Source organism: Alkalicoccobacillus gibsonii (assembly GCF_016798245.1).
GTDB lineage: Bacteria > Bacillota > Bacilli > Bacillales > Bacillaceae_D > Alkalicoccobacillus > Alkalicoccobacillus gibsonii.
Genome location: NZ_JAEUZA010000002.1, coordinates 491,364 through 516,133 on the forward strand (window position 1 = coordinate 491,364; position 24,770 = coordinate 516,133).

Annotated in this window: 27 protein-coding genes; all 27 read left to right on the top strand. The window is 44.5% G+C overall.

Annotated elements, in window-relative coordinates:
• Nucleotides 1-143 precede the first annotated feature (143 nt).
• The 27 genes from ptsG (at nucleotide 144) to JNO66_RS09315 (ending at nucleotide 24,768) form a co-directional block, all read left to right on the top strand.
• A complete protein-coding gene (gene ptsG / locus JNO66_RS09185; RefSeq protein WP_203088417.1) occupies nucleotides 144-2,183 on the top strand; it encodes a glucose-specific PTS transporter subunit IIBC in 2,040 nt (679 codons plus the stop codon).
• 954 nt (nucleotides 2,184-3,137) lie between these two features.
• A complete protein-coding gene (locus tag JNO66_RS09190; RefSeq protein WP_203087951.1) occupies nucleotides 3,138-3,524 on the top strand; it encodes a hypothetical protein in 387 nt (128 codons plus the stop codon).
• An 18-nt stretch (nucleotides 3,525-3,542) separates the two neighbouring features.
• Entirely contained in the window at nucleotides 3,543-3,923 is a 381-nt protein-coding gene (locus tag JNO66_RS09195) for a hypothetical protein (RefSeq protein WP_203087952.1), read from the top strand.
• Nucleotides 3,916-4,275, top strand: coding sequence for a hypothetical protein (locus JNO66_RS09200; RefSeq protein WP_203087953.1), 360 nt, complete (start codon nucleotides 3,916-3,918; stop codon nucleotides 4,273-4,275). Before JNO66_RS09195 ends, JNO66_RS09200 begins: the two co-directional genes overlap by 8 nt.
• Before the next feature lie 70 nt (nucleotides 4,276-4,345).
• Nucleotides 4,346-5,416, top strand: coding sequence for a peptide chain release factor 1 (gene prfA / locus JNO66_RS09205; protein ID WP_203087954.1), 1,071 nt, complete (start codon nucleotides 4,346-4,348; stop codon nucleotides 5,414-5,416).
• A gap of 1 nt (nucleotide 5,417) precedes the next feature.
• A complete protein-coding gene (prmC, locus tag JNO66_RS09210) occupies nucleotides 5,418-6,293 on the top strand; it encodes a peptide chain release factor N(5)-glutamine methyltransferase (protein ID WP_203087955.1) in 876 nt (291 codons plus the stop codon).
• 53 nt (nucleotides 6,294-6,346) lie between these two features.
• Nucleotides 6,347-6,994: a stage II sporulation protein R gene (gene spoIIR, locus JNO66_RS09215; protein WP_203087956.1), complete on the top strand. Its 648-nt coding sequence runs from the start codon at nucleotides 6,347-6,349 to the stop codon at nucleotides 6,992-6,994.
• Between the two features lie 57 nt (nucleotides 6,995-7,051).
• On the top strand, nucleotides 7,052-7,507 hold the full coding sequence (locus tag JNO66_RS09220) for a GNAT family N-acetyltransferase (RefSeq protein WP_203087957.1): 456 nt from the start codon (nucleotides 7,052-7,054) through the stop codon (nucleotides 7,505-7,507).
• 204 nt (nucleotides 7,508-7,711) lie between these two features.
• Nucleotides 7,712-8,755: an L-threonylcarbamoyladenylate synthase gene (locus JNO66_RS09225; RefSeq protein WP_203087958.1), complete on the top strand. Its 1,044-nt coding sequence runs from the start codon at nucleotides 7,712-7,714 to the stop codon at nucleotides 8,753-8,755.
• 335 nt (nucleotides 8,756-9,090) lie between these two features.
• Complete coding sequence (locus tag JNO66_RS09230; protein WP_203087959.1) at nucleotides 9,091-9,633, top strand: manganese efflux pump MntP; 543 nt, start codon at nucleotides 9,091-9,093, stop codon at nucleotides 9,631-9,633.
• 72 nt (nucleotides 9,634-9,705) lie between these two features.
• Nucleotides 9,706-10,140 carry a low molecular weight protein arginine phosphatase gene (locus JNO66_RS09235; protein WP_246483219.1) on the top strand — a complete coding sequence of 145 codons (435 nt, stop codon included), beginning with the start codon at nucleotides 9,706-9,708 and terminating at the stop codon, nucleotides 10,138-10,140.
• Nucleotides 10,141-10,158: 18 nt separating this feature from the next.
• Entirely contained in the window at nucleotides 10,159-11,457 is a 1,299-nt protein-coding gene (locus JNO66_RS09240; protein ID WP_203087960.1) for a methyl-accepting chemotaxis protein, read from the top strand.
• 66 nt (nucleotides 11,458-11,523) lie between these two features.
• Complete coding sequence (rpiB, locus tag JNO66_RS09245; RefSeq protein ID WP_203087961.1) at nucleotides 11,524-11,961, top strand: ribose 5-phosphate isomerase B; 438 nt, start codon at nucleotides 11,524-11,526, stop codon at nucleotides 11,959-11,961.
• A 9-nt stretch (nucleotides 11,962-11,970) separates the two neighbouring features.
• Nucleotides 11,971-12,519, top strand: coding sequence for a TIGR01440 family protein (locus JNO66_RS09250; protein ID WP_203087962.1), 549 nt, complete (start codon nucleotides 11,971-11,973; stop codon nucleotides 12,517-12,519).
• Nucleotides 12,520-12,654: 135 nt separating this feature from the next.
• Nucleotides 12,655-13,908 carry a serine hydroxymethyltransferase gene (gene glyA, locus JNO66_RS09255; RefSeq protein WP_203087963.1) on the top strand — a complete coding sequence of 418 codons (1,254 nt, stop codon included), beginning with the start codon at nucleotides 12,655-12,657 and terminating at the stop codon, nucleotides 13,906-13,908.
• A 500-nt stretch (nucleotides 13,909-14,408) separates the two neighbouring features.
• Nucleotides 14,409-15,038 carry a uracil phosphoribosyltransferase gene (gene upp / locus JNO66_RS09260; RefSeq protein ID WP_203087964.1) on the top strand — a complete coding sequence of 210 codons (630 nt, stop codon included), beginning with the start codon at nucleotides 14,409-14,411 and terminating at the stop codon, nucleotides 15,036-15,038.
• Between the two features lie 118 nt (nucleotides 15,039-15,156).
• Nucleotides 15,157-17,400 (top strand): S8 family serine peptidase, encoded by a 2,244-nt coding sequence (locus tag JNO66_RS09265; protein ID WP_273753235.1) that lies wholly within the window; start codon nucleotides 15,157-15,159, stop codon nucleotides 17,398-17,400.
• A gap of 255 nt (nucleotides 17,401-17,655) precedes the next feature.
• Nucleotides 17,656-17,877 (top strand): AtpZ/AtpI family protein, encoded by a 222-nt coding sequence (locus JNO66_RS09270; protein ID WP_203087965.1) that lies wholly within the window; start codon nucleotides 17,656-17,658, stop codon nucleotides 17,875-17,877.
• A 1-nt stretch (nucleotide 17,878) separates the two neighbouring features.
• Complete coding sequence (locus JNO66_RS09275) at nucleotides 17,879-18,268, top strand: ATP synthase subunit I (protein WP_203087966.1); 390 nt, start codon at nucleotides 17,879-17,881, stop codon at nucleotides 18,266-18,268.
• Nucleotides 18,269-18,274: 6 nt separating this feature from the next.
• Nucleotides 18,275-19,021, top strand: a complete 747-nt coding sequence (gene atpB, locus JNO66_RS09280) for a F0F1 ATP synthase subunit A (protein ID WP_373367162.1) — start codon at nucleotides 18,275-18,277, stop codon at nucleotides 19,019-19,021.
• Nucleotides 19,022-19,093: 72 nt separating this feature from the next.
• Nucleotides 19,094-19,315, top strand: coding sequence for a F0F1 ATP synthase subunit C (atpE, locus tag JNO66_RS09285; RefSeq protein WP_203087967.1), 222 nt, complete (start codon nucleotides 19,094-19,096; stop codon nucleotides 19,313-19,315).
• Between the two features lie 86 nt (nucleotides 19,316-19,401).
• A complete protein-coding gene (gene atpF, locus JNO66_RS09290; RefSeq protein ID WP_203087968.1) occupies nucleotides 19,402-19,896 on the top strand; it encodes a F0F1 ATP synthase subunit B in 495 nt (164 codons plus the stop codon).
• Complete coding sequence (locus tag JNO66_RS09295; RefSeq protein WP_203087969.1) at nucleotides 19,893-20,441, top strand: F0F1 ATP synthase subunit delta; 549 nt, start codon at nucleotides 19,893-19,895, stop codon at nucleotides 20,439-20,441. Before atpF ends, JNO66_RS09295 begins: the two co-directional genes overlap by 4 nt.
• Before the next feature lie 23 nt (nucleotides 20,442-20,464).
• Complete coding sequence (gene atpA / locus JNO66_RS09300) at nucleotides 20,465-21,979, top strand: F0F1 ATP synthase subunit alpha (protein ID WP_203087970.1); 1,515 nt, start codon at nucleotides 20,465-20,467, stop codon at nucleotides 21,977-21,979.
• 41 nt (nucleotides 21,980-22,020) lie between these two features.
• Nucleotides 22,021-22,884 (top strand): ATP synthase F1 subunit gamma, encoded by an 864-nt coding sequence (gene atpG, locus JNO66_RS09305; RefSeq protein ID WP_203087971.1) that lies wholly within the window; start codon nucleotides 22,021-22,023, stop codon nucleotides 22,882-22,884.
• A gap of 32 nt (nucleotides 22,885-22,916) precedes the next feature.
• Nucleotides 22,917-24,335: a F0F1 ATP synthase subunit beta gene (gene atpD / locus JNO66_RS09310; protein WP_203087972.1), complete on the top strand. Its 1,419-nt coding sequence runs from the start codon at nucleotides 22,917-22,919 to the stop codon at nucleotides 24,333-24,335.
• Nucleotides 24,336-24,366: 31 nt separating this feature from the next.
• Nucleotides 24,367-24,768 (top strand): F0F1 ATP synthase subunit epsilon, encoded by a 402-nt coding sequence (locus JNO66_RS09315; RefSeq protein ID WP_203087973.1) that lies wholly within the window; start codon nucleotides 24,367-24,369, stop codon nucleotides 24,766-24,768.
• The last annotated feature ends 2 nt before the right edge of the window (nucleotides 24,769-24,770 follow it).

Here is a 24,770-nt window from a genome sequence, read left to right on the forward strand (position 1 = left end):
ACGTGTGACTGGTGATGCAGGCATGAGAGAAAGAAAACGTTCGAATGGCCCACAGGAGGAGTCTATCCTTTTCTGGTCACGAGCGTTCTTTCCCTCATGCCTTTTTTATGTGGATTTTACAATATGATTAGGAGGAATACATGATGTTTAAACAAGCCTTTGGCGTGTTACAACGTATGGGTCGTGCATTAATGCTTCCGGTTGCGTTATTACCAGCAGCTGGGATCTTACTCGCTTTTGGTGATGCGATGCAGAACCCTGATATTTTAAGCGCATTACCGTTTTTAGGAAATGACGTTTTCTCGATGATTTCAACATTAATGCTTGAAACAGGAGACATTGTCTTTGCGAACCTTCCACTACTATTTGCGGTTGGGGTAGCCATCGGACTCTCTAACGGAGACGGGGTAGCAGGACTTGCCGCTATTATTGGATTTTTAATTATTAACGTAACCATGAGTACAATGGGTGGCATTACGCCAGAGATGGTTGGAGCTGACCCGGCTTATGCGAGTGTACTCGGTATTCCAACACTATCAACAGGCGTGTTCGGCGGGGTAATCGCCGGCTTACTCGCTTCATTTACCTTTAATAAATATTACAACATCAGCTTGCCTCAATACTTAGGCTTCTTTGCTGGTAAACGATTTGTACCAATTGCTACAGCATTCTTTGCCATCTTTATGGGGGTCATTCTTCACTTTATCTGGCCTTTCATTCAAACAGGACTTAACTCGTTCTCATACTTCATGACCGAAGCAAGCCCAGCGCTTAGCGTCTACATTTTCGGTGTGATAGAGCGTGCTCTGATTCCTTTTGGATTGCACCACATTTTCTACTCACCATTCTGGTTTGAGTTTGGAACCTATGTGAATGCAGCAGGTGAAATGGTTAAAGGAGACCAAGCAATGTTCTTCGCTCAAATTCGCGACGGCGTTGAACCAACAGCAGGAACGTTCATGGTTGGTAAATTCCCGTTCATGATGTTTGGTCTACCAGCAGCAGCACTTGCCATCTATCACTGTGCAAAACCTAAGCACAAAAAAGTCGTTGCCGGTCTTATGGGATCAGCAGCACTGACAGCTTTCTTAACAGGAATTACAGAACCACTTGAGTTCTCATTCTTATTTGTTGCACCCATTCTTTTTGTGATTCACACATTGATCGCCGGTCTATCATTCTTACTTATGTATCTTTTAGATGTAAAAATCGGCATGAGCTTCTCTGGTGGAGTCATCGACTTCCTTCTTTACGGAGTCTTACCGAACCGTACAGACTGGTGGTGGGTGATCATCGTAGGTCTTGGATTCTCAGTGATCTACTACGTACTATTCCGTTTTGCGATTCTGAAGTTCAACCTGATGACACCAGGACGTGAAGAAGATGAAGAAGGCGATGATGCCGAAACATCTTCAGCACCAGTAGGAGATCTACCTTACGAAGTACTAAAAGCACTAGGAAACAAAGAAAACATTGCAAACCTTGACGCATGTATCACACGTCTGCGCGTATCAGTAAAAGACGTTGATCAAGTTGAAAAAGATCGTTTGAAAAAACTTGGGGCATCTGGTGTCATGCAAGTTGGCCAAAACATCCAAGCCATTTTCGGACCAAAATCCGATCAACTAAAAGGACAAATCAACGACATCATCTCAGGCAAGACACCAACGCCAATTGAAGAAGTCGAAACCGTTGTAGAAGCAGGACCAACAACCGAAGGCGAATTCACATTTACCCTTCCGATCACAGGAGAAATCCTTCCGATTACAGATGTACCGGACAACGTATTTGCCGGAAAAATGATGGGAGACGGATTTGCCATCAAACCAACAGAAGGAATCGTACGCTCTCCAATTACAGGGACCGTCGTGAACTTCTTCCCAACCAAGCACGCCCTTGGACTCGTAGACGAATCAGGCAAAGAAATCCTGATCCACGTTGGAATTGATACCGTCCATCTAAAAGGAGAAGGCTTCAAAGCACTAGTCGAACAAGGAGACAAAGTCACACAAGGCCAAGAATTACTACGCTTTGACACAGACATTATCTCTGAAAAAGCCGCATCCATCATCACACCAATCGTGTTCACCAACCTAGCCGAAGATGAATTCATCCAGCTTCTAAAGTCTGGAGAAGTTGAGTCAGGTACAGAGAACGTATTAGCCATTAAAAAAGCAGAATAAAGATTGAGAGGAAGCCAGAGCGGAATGCTCTGGCTTTTTTGTGTGTGGGAGGGACGGAGAAAGTGAGAGGGGGAATACGAGTAAAACCAAGAACCCGGGCGTTAGCAAGAAGAAAGAGCTCCATACCAAGAGCTAAGCTAAATGAATTAAGAAGAAAAGAGCGTTAGCAAGGAAAACAGAATTTTTACCAAGCGCAGAGCCGATCCCATCAAGAAGTAGGTGCTGATAACAAGGGGAGAGAGCGGGTTATCAAGCTCGTGCCCTCGATACCAAGCCCCAAAGCACCCATATCAAGAAGAATGAGAGCGTAAGTAAGAAGAATAGGAGCCCAACCAAGAATCCCAGCGTTAGCAAGAAGAAAGGGCTCCATACCAAGAGCTAAGCTAAATGAATCAAGAAGAAAAGAGCGTTAGCAAGGAAAACAGGATTTTTACCAAACTGAGAGCCGATTCCATCAAGAAGCAGGTGTTGATAACAAGGAGGAAGAGTGAGTTACCAAGCTCAATAAACTGATACCAAGCCCCAAAGCTCCCATACCAAGAAGAATGAGAGAGAAATCAAGAAGAATAGGAACCCAACCAAGAACCCCAGCGTTAGCAAGAAGAAAGAGCTCCATACCACGAGCTAAGCTAAATGAATCAAGAAGAAAAGAGCGTTAGCAAGGAAAACAGTATTTTTACCAAGCCGAGAGCCGATTCCATCAAGAGGCAGGTCCTGATAACAAGGAGGAAGAGCGGGTTACCAAGCTCGTGCCCTCAATACCAAGCCCCAAACCTCTCACACCAAGAAGATTGAGAGCGAAAGCAAGAAGAACCAGAGCACAACCAAGAACCCTTAACGATAACAAGCTAAAAGTCCGACACCACCACCCAACCACTCCCACCTAAAATTGATCTTTCTATTTGTACTATAATTTGGAATCCTGTATAGTCGGGGTACATTGGGGGTGTTCGTGTGATCGATCAGAAGTACCAAGTCATTATCTTTCCAATCTTAATTTTTTGTCTGTTAAGCATTTTTGGACTAAGTTGGCTTGCAACATCGATTATTACTGTTGTCGCCTTTCTTGCCGCTGCATTAGGTCACCATATTCAAGCAGGGGTCTGGGGGGAGTGGGCAAGTAAGAGGTTAAAGAATTCACTTATCTCTTTTTTCGTTTGGATTTGTATCATTATTATGTTCTGGGTAAGAGATTTAGAGCTACCACAGTGGCGCCTCATTGTGGCAACCTCTCTCATCGCAGCATTTGCTATTTTTGAACTTCTCGATGCCTACGTATGGCACAAAAAAGAACAGCGCGAACTAGCAGAAGTGGAACGTAAGTCGAAGGAAAACGTATAAGGGACAGGAGGTGTAGTTATGATTAAGGAGAAACATCATCTTTATCTTATCCCTATCCTGGTTTTCGTAGTACTAATTGTGTTAGATACGGGGTGGATCTATGCACTTATTTTAGCTTGTGCGACGACATTGGGAGCAACATTGGGTTACCTGGGTAAATTCGGTTTATGGGGATCATCAGCAAAGAAGCAATTTACCGCTGCAAAAGTTTTAATTGTTATCTGGGCTATTTTTCTCATTATGCTATGGATCCCTGGAATGAATAATTTGTCTTTGACTCGAACTGTTCTTGCATCTATATTGTTTACTTTAATTGTCTTGTTTCACTTCATCGATTCCTACCTCTGGTACAAAAAAGAAAAACACGAGCTACATAACAAGGAGACACTTAATGGTTAGCGAAAAAACGTATTCGATTTTATTATCAATTTGGCTCATTGCGACAATCTACCTTATAAATGGAAGTTTCTTTTATGCATTGTTTATAAGCGTTGTGATTTTTGTAGCTGGTAAAATTGGGAAGGGTACAAATTTTGGTCCGGGAAAGCAAATTCCAGAAAGGCGCTTTAAGCTGTCAAAGCTTTTCCCGATTTTTGTTGGGGCGATCATTGTTTTATTGTGGCTTCTAATTGAGGTACCACTCTGGAGAATGCTCCTCCTCACAGTTCTCCTCTCAGCCCTCGCTCTATTTGAGCTTATCGACGCCTATATCTGGTACAAAAAAGACCGGCAAGCCTCGGGGTCACATTGACCGGGGGGTGCCTATATACTATACTTAGAACGTTATGCTATGTACGGATATTAGATTATGAGGTGAAGACATGTTTGATCGTTTGCAGTCTTTAGAGGACAGATATGATCGGTTAAATGAATTATTAAGTGATCCAGATATTATTAGTGATACAAAGCGTCTACGCGAGTACTCCAAGGAGCAGTCTGGGCTTGAGGATACAGTTCAAGCGTACCGTGAATACAAGGATGTGTCGGAGCAGTTAAAAGATGCGAAGGCGATGATTGAAGAGAAGCTGGATGATGAGATGTACGCGATGGTGAAAGAGGAAATCTCCGAGCTTTCGTCTCAATCTCAGGAACTCGAGGAACGTCTGCGTATTTTACTTCTGCCTAAGGATCCGAATGATGATAAAAACGTTATCGTCGAGATTCGTGGTGCAGCCGGTGGAGACGAAGCACAGCTGTTTGCGGGGGACCTGTATAAAATGTACCACCGCTTCGCAGAGGCACAAGGCTGGAAGATTGAAGTGATGGAAGCGACAACGACAGAGCTTGGTGGATACAAGGAGATCATTTTCATGGTGAATGGAAATGGTGCGTATTCTAAGCTTAAGTATGAAAACGGAGCACACCGTGTGCAGCGTGTTCCTTCTACAGAGTCTGGCGGTCGTATTCATACATCTACAGCAACGGTTGCTGTTCTTCCTGAGGCGGAAGAGGTTGAGGTTGAAATTCATGAGAAGGATATTCGTGTGGATACATTCGCTTCGAGTGGCCCGGGTGGACAAAGTGTAAATACAACGATGTCAGCGGTTCGTTTAACTCACTTGCCAACGAGTACTGTGGTTTCTATGCAGGATGAGAAATCTCAGATTAAAAACAAGGAAAAAGCGATGAAAATCCTACGTGCGCGTGTATTTGATAAGATCAATCGTGAAATCCAAGCTGAATATGATGAAACGCGTAAAACAGCAGTTGGTACAGGAGATCGTTCTGAGCGGATCCGTACGTACAATTTCCCACAAAGCCGGGTAACAGATCACCGTATTGGCTTGACGTTGCAAAAGCTGGAGCAAATTTTGCAAGGGAAGCTGGATGAAATTATTGATCAACTGATTATGGAAGAACAATCTGAGCTTATGCAGCGGGCAGAAGATTAAGATGAGCCAAACCATACATGAAGCCCTCCGTTGGGCTTCTTCTTTTTTGGAGGAGAGAGACGTGGAGACAATGGCTGGTGAATGGCTGCTCCGCCATCACCTAGGTGTTGATCGTGCAGGTTTATTTGCGAGATTCCACGACGTGCTGCCAGATGACCTGTTTCACGCGTATCAACAGGATGTCCACATGCTTGGAAAAGGCCACCCGGTTCAACATTTAATCGGACATGAAGAATTTTATGGTCGCCCGTTTCAGGTATCGAGTGATGTATTGATTCCAAGACCGGAAACAGAGGAACTCATCATCGCAGTACTTGAACGGAGAAAAGCTGTGTTTCCGGATGCTACTACACTTGATGCAGTTGATGTTGGAACGGGCAGTGGCATTATTGCGACTACACTAACGCTTGAAGACAGATCACTAAACCTTACAGCCGTCGATATCTCGGAAAAAGCGCTGGCTATGGCGAAGAAAAACGCAGCTACGCATGGGGCAAAGATCAGCTTTTACCAAGGGGATCTATTAGAGCCTTTTATTCAAACAGGCCAAACGTTTGATATCATCGTATCCAACCCGCCGTATATCCCTGAATCAGACCGGCTGACACTTGCTGTTCACGTGCGGGAGCATGAGCCGGAGCTTGCATTATTTGCAGGCACTGATGGTCTTGATTGCTACCGGAAGCTAACGCAGCAATTAAAAAAGGTTGCTAAGCCACAGGCTCTAGTTGCATTTGAAGTGGGAGCAGGGCAGGGCGAAGCAGTGAGACAGATGCTACAAGCAGCTTTTCCACGTACAACAACTGAGGTGCGTTTCGATATTAATAAGAAGGATCGGATCGTTCTAGCATACGGAGATTTTGTCGAAGAGTTATAGGTTTAGAGCCGGACTATCCCGACCACAATAGGGAGGAAGGGATGGTGCTGGTCATGAAACCACAAGCTATTATTTATCTATTATTCTCTTTTTTCGTGTTAATCATAAGCTGGGAAGACCAAGGAAACCAAGCAGTTGCTGCGTTTCATCAAGAAGTGAGTCAAGAGGATGCCATTCGTTTGCGTATCCTTGCAAATAGCGATTCTGTAGCAGATCAAAAGTTAAAGCGTGACATTCGTGATCAGGTGAATGCCTCCATCACTGAATGGGTAACGGGAATTGAATCAAAGCAGGAAGCAATGGAACTGATTGAATCAAAGCTCTCTGAAGTGGAAGCGATTGTGGAAGCTGAGCTTGCAGCTAAAGGACTGAATCAAGACTACCACGTTGATTTTGAGCAAGTTGATTTTCCAACAAAGCTGTATGGTAACCTTGTCTATCCTGCTGGAGAATATCAAGCCGTGTTAATTACACTTGGCGAGGGTCTTGGGGAAAACTGGTGGTGCGTGTTGTTCCCGCCTTTATGCTTTATTGATATGGATCAAAGCAATGCGGTGCCACAAGAAGAAGTAGAAGAGGTTGAAGTAGTAGAAGAGTCGGACGAGGATGTAGAGGTTTCATTCTTCTTCGTCGATTTCTTTAAAGGATTGTTTGATAGTCTGTTTGGTGATGATACGACGACCGTTGCGACAAATCAGTAATACGCGAGACAAGCCCCGCATAGGATGGTGCAAAGACCTAAAAAGGGGCGTATCTGAATGACAATGGTATTTAGACAGGCTAGAGATCACGATCTACTTCCTATTCAACGACTGCTTGCACGTGCAGGGCTTCATGAGGACGATGCGAGAAACATTACCAACTACTTTTTAGTAGCTGAAACCATAGATAATGAGATTGTAGGAATCATTGGTCTTGAACCAGCTGGTGAGTACGGGTTGCTACGATCTCTTGTGCTTGAAACCGATTATTTTACGCCTGCAAAAGGGATGGGCTTTCTAGAGGCTGCCTTGGCGTATGGTCGTAAGCTAGAGTTAAAAGAAGTCTATTTATTAACGAGACAAGCTGGTGTGTTTTTTGAACAACTAAATTTTAGACAAATGAAGCTTGAACATGTGCCACATGAGATACAACGATTATCACATTTTAAACAATCTGAAAATAAAAACGTGTCGATTTTTGCCTGTGAATTACTTGAACAATCATGTGAATAAAACGAAGAACTGACGGCTTATCTACAGGTTATCCACAGGTGTGGGTAACCTTATTCATGTTAGGAGAACAGACGTTTTTATTTAATTCTCACTACGAATTTAGTAGACTGAAACCGTTGATATAACAGGGTTAATGCAGAATACGCAGACAAATTTGACAAATGGCAATCCAAATCACAAAATAAGGGGGATAGGAGCTGTGCTATGAGTTATATACAGACAAAACGATGGAATGTGAATAAGTCAGCAAATCTTCAGAATATAGAAATGAATCTACAAGAAGCGGCAAATTTAATCAAAGATGGACACGTGGTGGCTTTTCCGACGGAGACGGTGTATGGTCTTGGAGGAAATGCGTTAGACCCACAGGCGGTTACCGATATTTTTAAAGCAAAGGGCCGCCCGAATGACAATCCACTTATTGTTCATATTGCGAACCGTGACGGGCTAAATGAGTTGGTTACAGAAATTCCCCTCATTGCTGAAAAGCTGATGGACGCGTATTGGCCTGGGCCGCTTACGCTCATCTTTCATGCAAATGACAAGGTGCCTACAAATGTCACAGCGGGGCTTTCAACTGTCGCTATCCGAATGCCTTCTCATCCAGTTGCGCGCGAGCTTCTTGAGAAGTCAGGTGTACCAGTTGCTGCACCAAGTGCGAACCTTTCAGGTAGACCAAGTCCAACTACGGCCGACCATGTATGGACAGATCTTGAAGGCCGAATAGCCGGTGTTGTGGACGGTGGAGCCACAGGTGTTGGCGTAGAGTCCACGGTTCTTGATATTAGTGGCGAGGTGCCAATGATTCTTAGACCCGGTGGCATTACGAGGGAAGAGCTTACAGAAGTATGTGGGCATGTAGAACTGGACGGAGCACTTATGGATGATGGACAAGCACCAAAGTCACCAGGTATGAAATATACTCACTACGCACCAAAAGGAAGCTTAACGCTAGTTCGTGACCGGGCGCTAATCCAAGAGCTTGCGACCAAAGCGCGTGCCGAGGGAAAACGTGTTGGAGTCCTTACTACGGAAGAACGGGCGAATCACTACGATGCTGACTTTGTCTACGCCTGTGGCTCAGATGGAGACCTAAAGGCAACGGCCGCTCTCCTTTACAACGGGCTTAGAGCATTTGATGATCAAGAGATCGACGTCATTTTCTCCGAAGTCTTTGACGAGAACGGAGTAGGAGCAGCTGTTATGAACCGACTCGAAAAAGCTGCCGGTGGACGGATGATTAAATAATAAATAAGAAAAAGGCGAATGATTCAATTGCAGAATCATTCGCTATTTGTGTTTTTAAAAACGAGCGAAGGGAGAACCTGAGACTCCTGCGGAAAAAACACGTGTCTGAAGACTCAGTAGTGGTGATCTTCCACGGATGAGGCTGAAGCCGTGTCCGCGGAAAGCGAAGGATTCTCCTGAAGCGGGTATCGTGCTCTGTTCGTGTTTTACTATCTGCATTAATGTTATGTCTCAGCCCTATTTTTTTGTTGTGTCATCTCCTTCATCAGATAGGTTGTCTATTTTTCCTTGTCCATGCATACATTCAAGTAGCATGTTCAAGGAGTGAGTAAACAATGAGTGAATTTGTGACGATATTAATTATGTCAGCAGCACTTGGAATGGATGCCTTTTCAGTCACGCTTGGTATGGGAATGCTTGGGCTGCGTGGCCGCCAGATTTTTCGGATTGGTTTAACCATTGGGTTGTTCCATGTGGCAATGCCGCTCCTCGGAATGGCTACCGGTAAATGGCTTTCTACCTACTTTGATATGGTGGCCATTTATATCGGTGGAGGTCTGCTTTTATTAATTGGCCTGCAGATGATTCTCTCTGCCTTTTCAACAGAGGATAACTCCTTTTTAAAGCCAGTTGGCTGGGGACTCATGGCCTTTGCGGTCAGTGTAAGCCTTGATAGCTTTTCAGCAGGGTTAAGCTTTGGTATTCTTGGGGCAAAAACCATTCTAACCGTTGCGTTGATTGGATTCGTCAGCATGGTGCTATCGTGGCTTGGGTTATTAATCGGGGCAAAATTCCAAAAGTATATTGGCATTTATGGTGAGCTTCTTGGAGGTTGTATTCTAATTGGGTTTGGGATCAAGATTATGTTTCCGCTTTAATGTGCAAGAGATGTTAGAATAAGGACAATACTTTATTTTGTGGGATACAAAATGAAAAAGGGGATGTCCATCTTGAAAAATGTTTTATTCGTATGCACAGGAAACACGTGTCGGAGCCCAATGGCTGAATACCTGTTAAAAGAAAAAGCAGGGGATCAGCTTTCTGTTCAATCAGCAGGAGTCACAGCTTGGCCAGGGATTCCAATGTCAGAAGGAACGGCGCTCGTTCTTGCAGAGCGAGGAATTAGCCACCAACACGTTTCACAGCCAGTGACGGCTGAATTAATTGATTGGGCTGACATTATCTTAACAATGACGACTAGTCACAAAGACATGCTCAGCATTAGGCATCCAGAAGCAACAGAGAAGGTTTACACGTTAAAAGGGTACGTTGAAACGGGTGGAGATATTGGCGATCCGATCGGCGGACCAAAAGAAGAGTATGATCAAGTCGCACAAGAGCTTGATCAAAGCATTGAAAGGTTCCTTCAAAAATGGAATAAGTGAGCATAAGGGGATGTTGAGTTGGAACAGGAAAAACCATCATATCGATTTAGTCTCCGAAAAAAGCTAGTCCTTGGCGTAAGCGGCTTGGCACTAGTTACATATGGAATTAGCGCATTATTTATCTTTGTGTTATCCGATTACTTAGCTGAGTGGATTGGGATTAATAGTGAAGTATTTACGATTCTTACGTTAGTTGCAGGTGTCCTCTGGACAGGGATTCTCTGCTTTTTTGCAGCTGGCTACATCACCAAGCCGCTGAACCGCTTAGAGGCCTCTGCCAGAAAAGCCGCAGCAGGAGATATTCAAGAGGATGTAATCATTACAGGCTCAGACGACGAGATACGTGCACTTGGCGAAGCGTACAATGAGATGCTTATGAACCTGCGTAGAATGGTACAGGACATTGATTCAAGTTTTATAGCAACGGAGGAACGAGTGAGCTACATGACAAACTCCTCTGAGCTTGCCTCCTCGCGGGTGTTACAAATGGAGGAAACGCTCCAATCCATCTCAGAAGCAGCGGTGGGTTCAGCAGAAGTTAGCCGCAAAAATGCGGTCTCAATGAACGAGGCAAAGCACATTGCAGAGCAAGTAAAAGGCCGAGCAGATCAATCCCGCACGTCCTCAAAACAGCTTGTCAATAATCTTAATGAAAGCAGAAGTGTCATTAAGAATTTAGTAGAGGGCATTCGTTTGCTAGCAGAAAACAACCAAGCCTCTCTTGGTGCGGTAAAAAAACTAGAAAACCAAGCAGGAGAAGTGGAGCAGATCATTTCGCTTGTAGGGGAAATAGCTGGCCAAACAAACCTCCTTGCATTAAATGCGTCGATTGAAGCGGCACGAGCAGGCGAGCAAGGTAAAGGATTTGCGGTTGTAGCTGAGGAAGTTCGGAAACTGGCGGATGAAAGCGCGCAAGCAGTAGCAAGCATTACGGAGCTTGTACATACCATGCAATCAGAAGTGAAAAATGTCGTACGCCAAATCAGCGAACAAGTGGCTGAGGCTAACGAACAATCAAAGCAAGGTGAGGAAACAAGTCGTACGATGAAGGAAATGACCCGTGCGGTGGACGAAGTAGCTGCCGTCATTTCAGAAATCACCGGAATGGTTGATAAGCAGATGGAAGCGATTCAAATTACCTCAAGGGCATCTGAGGAAGTGGCTGCAATTGCTGAAGAAACATCTCGTGATTCAACAAGTGTCACTGAGCTTGCTAATGATCAAACAACCACTATTGCAGATACCGCAAAAGCAGCGCATGAACTATCAATTCAAGCGAAGAGATTGAAGACCACGATCGAAAGGTTTACAATATAGATACAGAAGAAAAGCGCCTAAACAGATTTAGGCGTTTTTTTAAATCTAACGAGGGTGGGAACCTTTATGAAAATCGCGATTGCTTCAGATCACGCAGGATTTGAGTTAAAAGATAGTATCAAATCATTAATCAAAGAGCTAGGACATGAATATGAGGATTTTGGTCCAGATTCAACTGTTTCTGTTGATTATGCAGATTACGCCTTTCCGGCAGCTGAAAAGGTAGCCGATGGCACATTTGATCGCGGCATTTTAATTTGTGGGACAGGCATTGGCATGTCCATTTCCGCGAACAAGGTAAAGGGCATCCGCTGCGCACTTGTTCACGACTTATTTACAGCAAAAGTGACTCGTGAGCATAATGACAGCAACATGCTAGCAATGGGCGAGCGCGTTGTTGGACCTGGAGTAGCTTTAGAAATCGTGCGCGTATGGCTAACAACCGAATTTGAAGGCGGTCGCCATGCCAATCGTATTGGGAAAATTTCAAACTACGAGTGCTAGGAGATACAGATGAGTTCATTATCTGAAACAATCACATTATCACTTGCGAAGCTATTAGAAGACCTGCACCATGCAAAACCACTCACATCTGATGACTTACTTGTCATTGGAACAAGTACAAGCGAAGTCATTGGTGAACATATTGGAACAAACGGATCGAAGGAAGCGGCGATTGCGATTTACGAAACGCTTCTTGCTTATCAAAAGAAAACGGGTGTGGCGCTTGCGTTTCAATGCTGTGAGCATCTAAATCGTGCGCTTGTTGTTGATGCAGAAACCGCGCAAGCACGTATGTACGAGCCTGTGTCTGCTGTGCCTGTTCGCAAAGCGGGAGGAGCAATGGCAGAGTACGCTTTCTCGCAAATGGAAAACCCCGTTTTAGTTGAAACGATTCGCGCAGATGCCGGAATCGATATCGGTGACACATTTATCGGAATGCATTTAAAATCAGTGGTTGTTCCGGTCAGAAGCCAAGTAAAAGAAATTGGTGCGGCTCATGTCACAATGGCAATCACCCGTCCAAAGCTCATTGGTGGCGTACGGGCTGTTTACGAATAAGGAAAAACAGAATGATTTATAGAAAAGTCCGTAAATGTTACGGAAATAAGCTGAAATCTATGATAGTATATAGATGAATCTAATTAGAAACAGTCTAAAACCGAATGAGAGCGGTTTTTGAGAGGGGAATGGGTAATGGAGAATCTAAAGAAGCAAGATCCTAAAATTCTAGAAGCGATTAATTTGGAGCTAGGCCGTCAGCGCGACAAAATTGAATTAATTGCATCAGAGAACTTTGTTAGTGAAGCAGTAATGGAGGCTCAGGGTTCTGTATTAACAAACAAATATGCAGAAGGTTACCCAGGGCGCCGCTATTATGGTGGTTGTGAATATGTAGACATCGTAGAAGAAATTGCTCAAGAACGAGTAAATGAAATCTTCGGATCTGCATACGCAAACGTCCAGCCCCACTCAGGAGCTCAGGCGAACATGGCTGTTTACTTCACTGTTCTTGAGCAAGGAGATACGGTTCTAGGAATGAACTTATCTCACGGTGGACACCTAACTCACGGTAGCCCAGTGAACTTTAGTGGCGTTCAATACAACTTTATCGAGTACGGCGTAGACCAAGAAACGCACCGCATTGATTACGATGTCGTACGTGAGCTTGCAGTTGAACACAAACCAAAAATGATCGTGGCTGGTGCGAGTGCATACCCACGTGAAATTGACTTTGCCAAATTCCGTGAAATCGCTGATGAAGTTGGCGCATACCTAATGGTAGACATGGCGCACATTGCCGGACTTGTTGCAGCTGGCCTGCACCAAAATCCAGTACCACACGCGCACTTTGTTACATCAACAACGCACAAAACTTTGCGAGGACCTCGTGGCGGAGTTATTCTTACAAACGAAGAAATGGGCGAAAAGTTCGGGAAAGCCCTAAATAAATCAATCTTCCCTGGTATCCAAGGCGGACCACTTATGCACGTGATCTCAGCAAAAGCTGTTGCATTTGGTGAGGCCCTACAACCAGAATTTAAAACATACGCACAAAATATCATCAACAACTCAAAACGTCTTGGTGAAGTGCTTCAATCTGAAGGCATCAATCTAGTATCTGGCGGTTCAGACAACCACTTATTACTAATGGACCTTCAATCGCTAGAACTAACAGGAAAAGTAGCTGAAAAAGCACTTGACCATGTTGGGATTACAACAAACAAAAACACGATTCCATTCGATCCACAAAGCCCATTTGTGACAAGCGGTATCCGTCTAGGAACAGCTGCTGTGACTTCTCGCGGATTTGACGAAGAAGCAATGGAAGAAGTCGGAAAACTAATCGCCCTCACACTTAAAAACGTCGACAACGAAGAAGTCGCCGAGCAAGTGCGCACGCGCGTAGCTGATCTAACAGCGAAGTATCCGATGTATCCGAACCTATAAGATCTGAATGTGCCTCCTCCCGTTCTGGGAGGAGGTTTTTTAGTGGGAGAGGCGTAGGGCGTTAGAACAGAAATGAAATAAGGAAAAAAATGAACATTTTTTATTTTAGTCAGAACATCTGGGACGGGGCCAAGAAGAACGGCACCAAAGCCAAGAACCCAAACCCCTTACCAAGAAGAACGCCAAACTCACCAAGAGAAAGCGGGGGTTCCATCAAGAAGAGGGGACTAATAGCAAGACGTGCGGTGCTCGGACCAAGATGTCAGGGTCATTACCAAGAAGCCAGAGCTCAATACCAAGCCCCGCGGATCCTAAACCAAGAAGAATCAAACCAAAACCAAGAACCCCCACCCCACACAAATATGTAAAAACCTCCACATTATTTAGTTAAACCCTACACCTACCCCATTCTCCATAGGCATTTAAGGATTACTACTTGAACAAGGAGCTTGTTTCCGCTAGAATGCTTTAAGGAAAGTTCAAATTAAGGAGCGATGGCCATGAGTAAAGTATTTGTTTTCGATCACCCTCTCATTCAGCATAAATTATCATATATTCGTGATAAAGAAACGGGCACGAAGGAGTTTCGTGAGCTGGTAGAGGAAGTTGCGGCGCTGATGGCTTTTGAGATTACACGCGATTTATCACTTGAGGAGACAATGGTGGAAACACCGGTTGGTCCTGCGAAGGCGAATCGTATTGCTGGTAAGAAGCTTGGTGTGGTACCGATTTTGCGTGCGGGTCTTGGGATGACTGACGGAATTTTACGTATGATTCCTGCGGCTAAGGTAGGTCACGTTGGATTATACCGTGATCCAAAGACACTAAAGCCAGTTGAGTATTATGTGAAGCTACCTAAGGATGTAGAGGAGCGTGACTTTATTGTCATTGATCCGATGCTTGCGACGGGTGGATCTGCAATTGATGCGATTTCAGCAATTAAGAAGCGCGGAGCTACAAGCATTAAGCTAATGTGTCTTGTTGCTGCACCTGAAGGGGTTAAGGCTTTAAATGAAGCGCACCCTGATGTGGATGTGTACTTAGCAGCAATGGATGAAAAACTTGATGATCATGGATATATTGTTCCGGGTCTTGGTGATGCTGGTGACCGTCTTTTCGGTACAAAATAAGCATTCATAATAAAGAGGATTCAGACGCACTTATTGCGTTTGGGTCTTTTTTTTGTGCATAAGGAATGACACTTTCCCTCATACTATTTAGAATACAAAAGGCATGGGAGGTGAGTGTTTGAAGAAGCGTTGTGTATGGCTACTATTGATTTTGAGCGTCTTGATGCCAGTGCAGGCGGAAGCAGAAGTGCTGTATCCTAATTTACCTGCGCAAACATCTGTGGGAGAACCGGCGGAAGAGACGATTGTGATTGTTGCAGCTGAAGATGGCAAATTGGATCAGGTGAAGGCGGAGGTGTCGGCCCAGATACCGAGTAGTTCGATTCGAAAAACCTTTTCCGCTTTATATCATGGTTTTTCAATGAGTCTTCCTTCTACAGAGGTGGATCGGGTGAAGTCACTTCCTCATGTTGAGCGCGTGGATGAAATTGCGACGTATCATGCGGCGCTTGAAGAGAGTGTTCCCTTTATTGGAGCAGGATCTGTACGCGGAATGCTAGATGCGGATGGTCATCGGTTAACGGGCGAAGGTGTGAAGGTAGCGGTCATTGATACGGGCATTGATTATACTCACCCTGATCTTATGCGTAATTTTAAGGGCGGTTATGATCTCATTGATTCGGACGATGACCCAATGGAGACGCTTGTTTCTCAAGGGCCACCTACGTTGCATGGTACTCATGTGGCAGGCATTATAGGAGCAAATGGACGGGTGCAAGGAGTAGCGCCAGAAGCGGAGATCTACGCGTACCGTGCGCTTGGTCCGGGTGGACAGGGAACAACAGAACAGGTCATTGAAGCAATTGAAAAAGCGGTATCAGATGGTGTGGATGTATTGAATCTCTCACTTGGGAACACAGTGAATGGACCGGATTGGCCCACCAGTTTGGCACTTGATAAAGCAGTAGAGGAAGGTGTCGTTGCTGTGACCTCGAGTGGGAATAGCGGTCCGGCAATGTGGACGGTTGGATCACCGGGAACCGCTGAAAAGGCAATTTCCGTTGGGGCCTCAGCTCCACCGATGCAAACCCCTTATATTACTATTCCAGGTAAGGACAAAGAGTTGCCGCTACATGCGTTAAAAGGAACGGACCGTTGGACGTTAAGACGTGATTTTCAATATGTTGATGCGGCATTTGGATTAGAGGATGACTATAACGGTCTAGATGCAAACGGAAAAGTTGTTCTCGTAAAACGAGGTCGCATCTCCTTTGAAGAAAAAATAAAAGCCGCCAAAGAAGCAGGAGCAATTGGCGTGTTAATTTATAACAACACATCAGGTTCATTCGCAGGCGGGACGGAGAGCCCTCAACAAATACCTGCAGGAACACTTAGTCAGGAAGATGGAGAGTGGCTGCTAGAAGAGCTTGATTCCACACATACACCCATTATTCGAACGGTCTATCGAAAAGAGCAGGACTTTTTGGCGCCTTTCAGCTCCAGAGGACCTGTGACCTTTTCATGGGAAGTGAAGCCTGATCTAGTCGCACCAGGAATGAGCATTGATAGCACGGTCCCTGGTGGGTATACGGGTCTCGATGGCACAAGCATGTCTGCGCCACACGTGGCTGGTGCAGCGGCTCTCCTTGTACAGGCTCATCCGGACTGGACACCTGAACAAATCAAGGCAGCATTAATGAACTCTGCGAAATCTCTAATGAACAAGGAAAACGAACGATATGCCCCACATGAGCAGGGGGCAGGTCGCCTGCAGGTAGATAAGGCGTTAGCGCTCGACACGCTCGTTTATCCGGCAGCGATTACATTTGGGAAATATTCTAAAACGGATATACGAGAAAAGCGTTCTGTCACCATTACCATTGAAAATCAAAGTGATCAAACCAACACGTATCACATAGATCCACCCTTCGTGCTACTTGATGGGATGGAATGGCAGGCGCCACCAGCTGTTACATTGAAACCGAAAGAGAAAGAGGAAGTAACGCTTTCATTGGATTTAATGCCTTCTATTTTAGGCGAAGGCATTCATTACGATCAAATCCGAGTCACGGGTGGAAAAGAAGATATTTTCGTTCCATACATTCTATTTATGGAAGAACCGGACTATCCGCGTGTGATGGCGTTCCAATTTGCTCACGGAGATAAGCCAAATACGTACAGATACGAGTACTATTTACCTGGAGGCGCAGAAGAATCAGGAATTGCACTCTATGATCCGGATACCTTTCAATTTCTATCTTATCTCGAAACACGTGATCATTCCGACCGGGGAATGATTCAAGGTGAGGTTACTCAAGTAAGCCTGCCACCTGGAACTTACAAGGCTCTTGTGTATGCAAAACAAGAGGGGCAGCAGGATATTATCGAGTCCATGATCCAAATAGAAGAAGAGAAGGAATAAAAAGCACTCAAGAGAAAGCGTTTTCTCTTGAGTTTTTTTCTAAAGCAACGTATTCTTAAGAAGTGTCTTTTTGGGAAATCTTACAGGCAATATGGCTAAAGTGTGAACAATTGTGAAGAACTTTGGTGACCTCTTCTGTTTGAAGGTAAAACACCGTTGACACAAGGGTTTCGCTATTGTACGATAACTAGGGACAAATGATAAGGGTTACATATTGGTCGAAACTGACGCACGGTTTTTGCTCGAGGAGGCACTATGCCAAAAGGAAAATCTACCCTCTTAAAAACGGCAGGTCTTGTTTCCATGATTACGTCATGCTTAATAGGCGGAACAGTCGGAGGATTATTTTTTGGGTTATGGTTAGATTCTCAAATTGGGACAAAGCCATTATTTTTAATAATCTTTCTACTTTTAGGGCTCCTAACAGGCTGTTATGGAACGTTTCAATTGATCCGGCCACATTTAGGAGACGATTAACATGGTAGATGCTATGGAAACGAATATGAAAAGATACGCGACGATACTTGGAGTATGCGCCGCTATTTGCATGATTGGGCTTATTGTAAGCTCGTATCGTATTCTATTTTTAAGTTTCCTCATAGGCCAAATTGCAGGAACTATGAATCTATTACTCAATTATCTGGATGCAAAAATTGTTGGCCATGTTGCAATTAAGCAAAACAAGAAGCTATCCATGGTAGTTGGTATAAGTTTTGTCGCTAGAATTTTGTGCCCAGTCATCATTATTTATACCGCAATGATCTTTCCAGAATGGCTTCGTGTCTTATATGTTCTGGCAGGCTTTTCATCAGTGTATGTCATGCTGTTACTTGACAGCTTGTTCAAAGTAATTCTTAAAGAGAGGTGATGGTGTGTGGATCACGTAATGGCCAAATGGGAAGTATATGGGATAACTTTCCATGCCTCGACCGTATTAATGTCTTTCGTTGCGAGTTTAATTATTTTTACCCTCTTCTTTGTAGGAACCCGCAACTTATCTATTCGACCTGGGAAGTTGCAAAACTTTCTTGAGTGGGTAGTGGACTTCTGTCGAGGAATCATTAAAGCCAACATGAGCTGGAAATCTGGAGGACGTTTTATTGCTCTTGCGGTTACGCTTTTGTTCTATGTCTTCGTTAGTAACATGCTTGGTATCCCATTTGAAATCTATAACCAGAGTACACATGAAGTTTGGTGGAAATCACCAACATCTGACCCGGCAATGGCTCTTTCTCTAGCAGTATTTGTTGTGTTACTTACAAACATTTACGGCATCCGTTTTAACGGAGTGAAAGGATATTTAAAAGGGTTTGTGACTCCAGTTTGGTTCCTTCTTCCATTTAAAATTATAGAGGAAATTGCGAACACTCTGACTCTTGGTATGCGTTTGTTTGGTAATATTTACGCAAAAGAAATCTTGATGGTACTTATTGTAACGTTTGGTATGTCAGGGTTTGGGATTGTTGATGCAGGTCCTCTAGCTGTAGCAGGATCAGTCATTACATCTATTGTACCGCTTGTTATTTGGCAGGCATTTAGTGTCTTTATCGGGTCACTTCAAGCTTATATCTTTGTTATGCTGACAATGGTTTATATGTCTCATAAGGTAGAAGCACATTAATTTGGTTACCAGCGTCCGTTTTTCGGACAAATTATATACAAACTAAAACTATTATTTGGGAGGACATCTATTATGTTATTTCTAGGTGCTGCACTTGCAGCAGGTTTGGCAGCTGTTGGTGGAGCGATCGCAGTTGCAATCATTGTTAAAGCAACACTTGAAGGGGTTACTCGTCAACCAGAACTGAAAGGTACGCTTCAAACACTAATGTTTATTGGTGTGCCACTAGCTGAGGCCGTTCCAATCATTTCAATCGTTATCTCGATCCTAATTCTATTTGGTATTGGTGGTTAATTTAAACGACTTTATAAGGTGGCGACTGCGTTCACTAGCTGAACCTTCGCCATTCCTTATGTATAGCGATGAAAGGAGCGAATAAAATGGCTGGTTTAGAAATTCCATGGGGATCGATAGCCCTTCAAATGGGTGGATTCCTTATCCTTTTAGCGTTAATAAGCAAATTCGCGCTTAAGCCTTTACTTGGCATTATGGAGCAGCGGGAACAGCTTGTTAATGACCAGATTGACTCTGCTGAACGCAATCGCAAAGATGCAGAAGATCTGTTAGAGCAACAACGTATTGAACTGAACAATGCGAAAAAAGAAGCACAAGGAATTATTGACAATGCAAAAAAACTAGGTGAGCAGCAGGGGCAGGATATTGTAAAGGCCTCAAGAGAAGAAGCTCAGCGTATGAAAGAAACAGCAATTGCTGAAATCCAAAATGAGAAAGACCAGGCCGTTGTGGCTCTTCGCGAACAGGTCGCGTCTTTATCAGTCTTAATTGCCCAGAAGGTTATTGAGAAAGAATTGGATGAAAAGGCTCAAGAACAGTTGATTCAAGACTATCTTAAACAAGCGGGCGAAGAGCTATGAGCAACCAAGCGGTAGCAAATCGTTACGCGGTTGCTCTTTTTCAATTGGCTCAGTCAAAAGGTACACTTGAACAAACGGGCGAAGAGCTAGAATTAATCCAATCCGTTTTAAAAAGCACGCCTGAGCTTGAAAAGACGATTCAACATCCAAAGGTAACACTTAAAGCAAAGCAGAACGTCATTCGAAACAGCTTCTCAGGTAAAGTGGGGCAAGACGTATTGAACACATTGCTGCTTCTACTTGAGCGTCAACGCTTTTCGACCGTTCAAGCTTTGGCTCATGCCTACAAGCAATTACATCATGATTTGTTAAATATCGCAGAAGCGACTGTATACTCTGCGAAGCCTTTAACAGATGAAGAATTAAAGCAAGTTGAGATCATCTTTGCTCCAAAAGCAGAGAAAAGCCGTCTCATCGCAACAAATAAAGTAGACACGGAGCTGATTGGTGGACTAAGAGTTCGCATCGGCGATCGCATATATGACGGTAGCATTAAAGGTCAATTAAACCGTCTAGAACGAAACCTGTTAGCAGGAAATCGGTAGCAAATAGTGAGGGGTGAATCAAAATGAGCAGCATTAAAGCTGAAGAAATTAGCTCGCTGATTAAGCAGCAAATTGAGAACTATGAAGCAAATGTTGAAGTTCAAGACGTAGGTACAGTTATCCGCGTTGGGGATGGAATTGCGTTCGCTCATGGTCTTGAGAATGTAATGGCTGGTGAATTACTTGAGTTCTCAAATGGCGTGATGGGTATGGCTCAGAACCTGGAAGAGAACACGATTGGTATTATCATTCTTGGTCCTTACCTTGGTATTCGTGAAGGTGACGAGGTTAAGCGTACTGGTCGTATCATGGAGGTTCCAGTTGGAGAAGAGCTTCTTGGACGTGTTGTGAACTCACTCGGACAGCCGATTGATGGACTTGGTCCAATCAACACAACGAAGAGTCGCCCAATTGAAGGAAACGCACCTGGCGTAATGGATCGTAAGTCAGTTCACGAACCACTTCAAACAGGGATTAAATCAATTGATTCCATGATTCCAATCGGCCGTGGTCAGCGTGAGTTGATCATCGGTGACCGTCAAACAGGAAAAACATCAATTGCGATTGATACAATCCTGAACCAAAAAGACCAAGACATGATCTGCGTATACGTTGCGATCGGTCAAAAAGAATCAACCGTTTCAAACGTTGTAGAAACACTTCGTCAACGTGGTGCGCTTGATTACACAATCGTTGTTTCAGCTGGTGCATCTGACCCAGCACCAATGCTTTTCCTTTCTCCTTACACTGGGGTAACAATGGCAGAGGAGTTCATGTATAACGGCAAGCACGTACTTGTGATCTATGATGATCTTTCTAAACAAGCGGCAGCTTACCGTGAAATGTCCCTATTGCTACGTCGTCCTCCAGGTCGTGAGGCATTCCCGGGGGATGTATTCTACCTTCACTCTCGCTTACTTGAGCGTGCAGCGAAGCTAAGTGACGATAAAGGCGCTGGTTCAATTACAGCTCTACCATTTATCGAAACACAGGCTGGTGACGTATCAGCATACATTCCAACAAACGTAATCTCTATCACAGACGGACAGGTCTTCTTACAATCAGACCTATTCTACTCTGGTGTACGTCCAGCCGTTAACCCGGGTATCTCTGTATCCCGTGTAGGTGGATCTGCTCAAATTAAAGCAATGAAAAAGGTAGCAGGTACGCTACGTCTTGATCTTGCTTCATACCGTGAGCTAGAGGCATTCTCTCAATTCGGATCAGACCTTGACGCTGCAACACAAGCGAAGCTGAACCGTGGGGTACGTACAGTTGAGATCTTAAAGCAGGACCTAAACAAACCAGTTCCAGTTGAAAAGCAAGTTGCTATTCTCTTCTCGCTTGTTAATGGATACTTAGATGATATTCCAGTTAAAGATGTTCTTCGTTTTGAAGCAGAACTATTTACATTCTTTGACCACAACAAAAAAGACTTGCTTGATCATATTCGCACGACTGGTAACCTACCTGATGATGGCGAATTTAGAGCAGCAATTCAAGAGTTCAAAAAAGGATTTAACGTTTCTGAGAGCTAAGGCGATCCAGACCCAAGTTTTGAATAAAGGTGGTGAAATGAATGGCTTCATTGCGTGATATAAAAAACCGGATTACTTCCACTAAGAAAACGAAACAAATCACACGGGCGATGCAAATGGTTGCAGCTTCTAAGCTAAACCGTGCGCAGGAAAAGGCACAGTCCTTTGACCCTTACGTGAAAAAGATTCGTGAAGTGGTTTCAAGTATGGCTGCTAGTGGCTCTGATGCAACACACCCATTGCTTGAGCAACGTCCGGTAAAGAAAACAGGTTACATCGTTATCACATCTGATACGGGTCTTGCCGGCGGATATAACAGTAATCTAATTCGTAGACTTACAAAAACCCTTAACGAGCGACATAACTCTACGGATGAGTATGCATTAATCGTCATTGGACGGATTGGCCGTGATCTTTTAAAAGGACGTGGACTTCCAATTATCCAAGAGATGATTCAAGTAGCAGACCAACCGGAGTTCAGTGATATTAAGAACCTAACAAGTACGACTGTTGAAATGTTTGCTGATCAAGTCTTTGATGAGTTATACATTTGGCATAACCACTTCGTGAACCCGATTTCTCAAATCCCTACAGAAAGCAAAGTCTTGCCGCTTGCGGGTCTTGAGGATGAACAGTCAGGCGCGGGTGCGTCGTACATTTATGAGCCGAATGAACAAGCCATTCTTGACCAATTGCTGCCTCAATATGCAGAGAGCCTAATCTTTGGTGCACTGCTTGATGGAAAGGCCAGTGAATTTGGCGCAAGAATGACAGCGATGAGTTCTGCAACGGATAATGCAAACTCTATGATTGATGACTTAACACTTTCCTATAACCGTGCACGTCAGGCGGCTATTACGCAGGAAATCACAGAAATTGTCGGTGGAGCAGCCGCTCTCGAGTAGATAGGAAGCCGATCTAAATAGGAGGGAAAAAGATGAGCACAGGGCGTATTATTCAAATTACAGGACCTGTTGTTGACGTACAATTTGTCGATGGCAACCTTCCTTTAATTAACAATGCCTTAACCGTAAATCAACAAGGTGGCGCATCAGGTGCGGTTGAAGTTTCCGTAACCTTAGAAGTTGCCCTTCACCTTGGTAACAATACTGTTCGTACGATTGCAATGAGCTCAACAGACGGTCTTGTTCGTGGAACAGACGTTGTTGACACAGGTGCACCAATCTCTGTACCAGTTGGGGAAGCGACACTTGGTCGTGTATTCAACGTACTAGGTGACGAGATTGATCTTAAGTTCAAAGACCCAGTAGAAAGTGGCGTTCGTCGTGACCCAATTCACCGCGAAGCACCTGCTTTTGATGAGTTAACAACTGCAACGGAGATCCTTGAAACAGGAATCAAAGTAGTAGACTTACTTGCTCCTTATACTAAGGGTGGTAAGGTTGGACTATTTGGAGGAGCGGGAGTTGGTAAAACCGTTCTAATCCAAGAGCTTATCAACAACGTTGCTCAAGAGCACGGCGGGATCTCTGTATTCGCTGGTGTTGGAGAGCGTACTCGTGAAGGAAATGACTTATACCACGAGATGACAGATGCCGGCGTTATCAAGAAAACAGCCATGGTATTCGGTCAAATGAACGAGCCACCTGGTGCCCGTATGCGTGTAGCACTAAGTGGATTAACAATGGCAGAGTACTTCCGTGATGAGCAAGGCGCAGACGTACTACTTTTCATTGATAACATCTTCCGCTTTACACAAGCAGGTTCAGAGGTTTCTGCCCTACTTGGACGTCTTCCATCTGCCGTTGGTTACCAGCCGACACTAGCAACTGAGATGGGTCAATTACAAGAGCGTATCACAAGTACGAAAAAAGGATCTGTTACATCGATCCAAGCCATTTTCGTACCTGCCGATGACTACACGGATCCGGCACCAGCAACAGCGTTCGCTCACTTGGATGCAACAACAAACCTTGAGCGTAAGCTAACGGAAATGGGTATTTACCCAGCTGTGGATCCATTAGCATCAACATCTCGCGCGCTTTCTCCAGAAGTAGTAGGAGAAGAGCATTACTCTGTCGCTCGTCGCGTTCAGCAGACACTTCAGAAGTACCGTGAGCTTCAAGATATTATCGCGATCCTAGGAATGGAAGAGCTATCTGAGGATGACAAGCTTGTCGTTGCACGTGCGCGTCGTATCCAGTTCTTCCTAAGCCAGAACTTCCACGTAGCGGAGCAGTTCACTGGTCAAAAAGGTTCGTACGTACCACTTAAAGAAACAATCAAAGGATTCAGCGAAATCCTTTCAGGAAAATACGATGATCTGCCAGAAGACGCATTCCGTCTAGTTGGCCGCATTGAAGAAGTGGTTGAAAAAGCAGGCCAAATGGCGTAATGCCACGACCTGCTGAAAAGGAGGGGATTTAATGCCAACTGTTCAAGCCAGCGTCGTCACACCAGACGGCACTGTATACGAAGGTGACGTCGACATGGTGGTTGTTCGAACTGTTGAAGGTGAACTTGGTATCTTACCAAACCATATCCCGCTCGTTTCGCCACTTGCCATCGGCGTAGCCCGAATGAAAAAAGGCTCATCCGAAGACAGAATCGCGGTCAGCGGCGGATTCGTAGAAGTACGACCGGATAAGGTTACCATTTTAGCAGAAGCATCCGAACGACCGTCTGATATCGACGTCGACCGCGCCCAACAAGCCAAAGAACGCGCCGAAAAACGAGTAAACGCCGGAAGCCAAGACGGCATCAACACCGTCCGTGCCAAAGCCGCCCTCGAACGTGCCATCAACCGCTTGAAGGTCGCTGGGAAATAAGG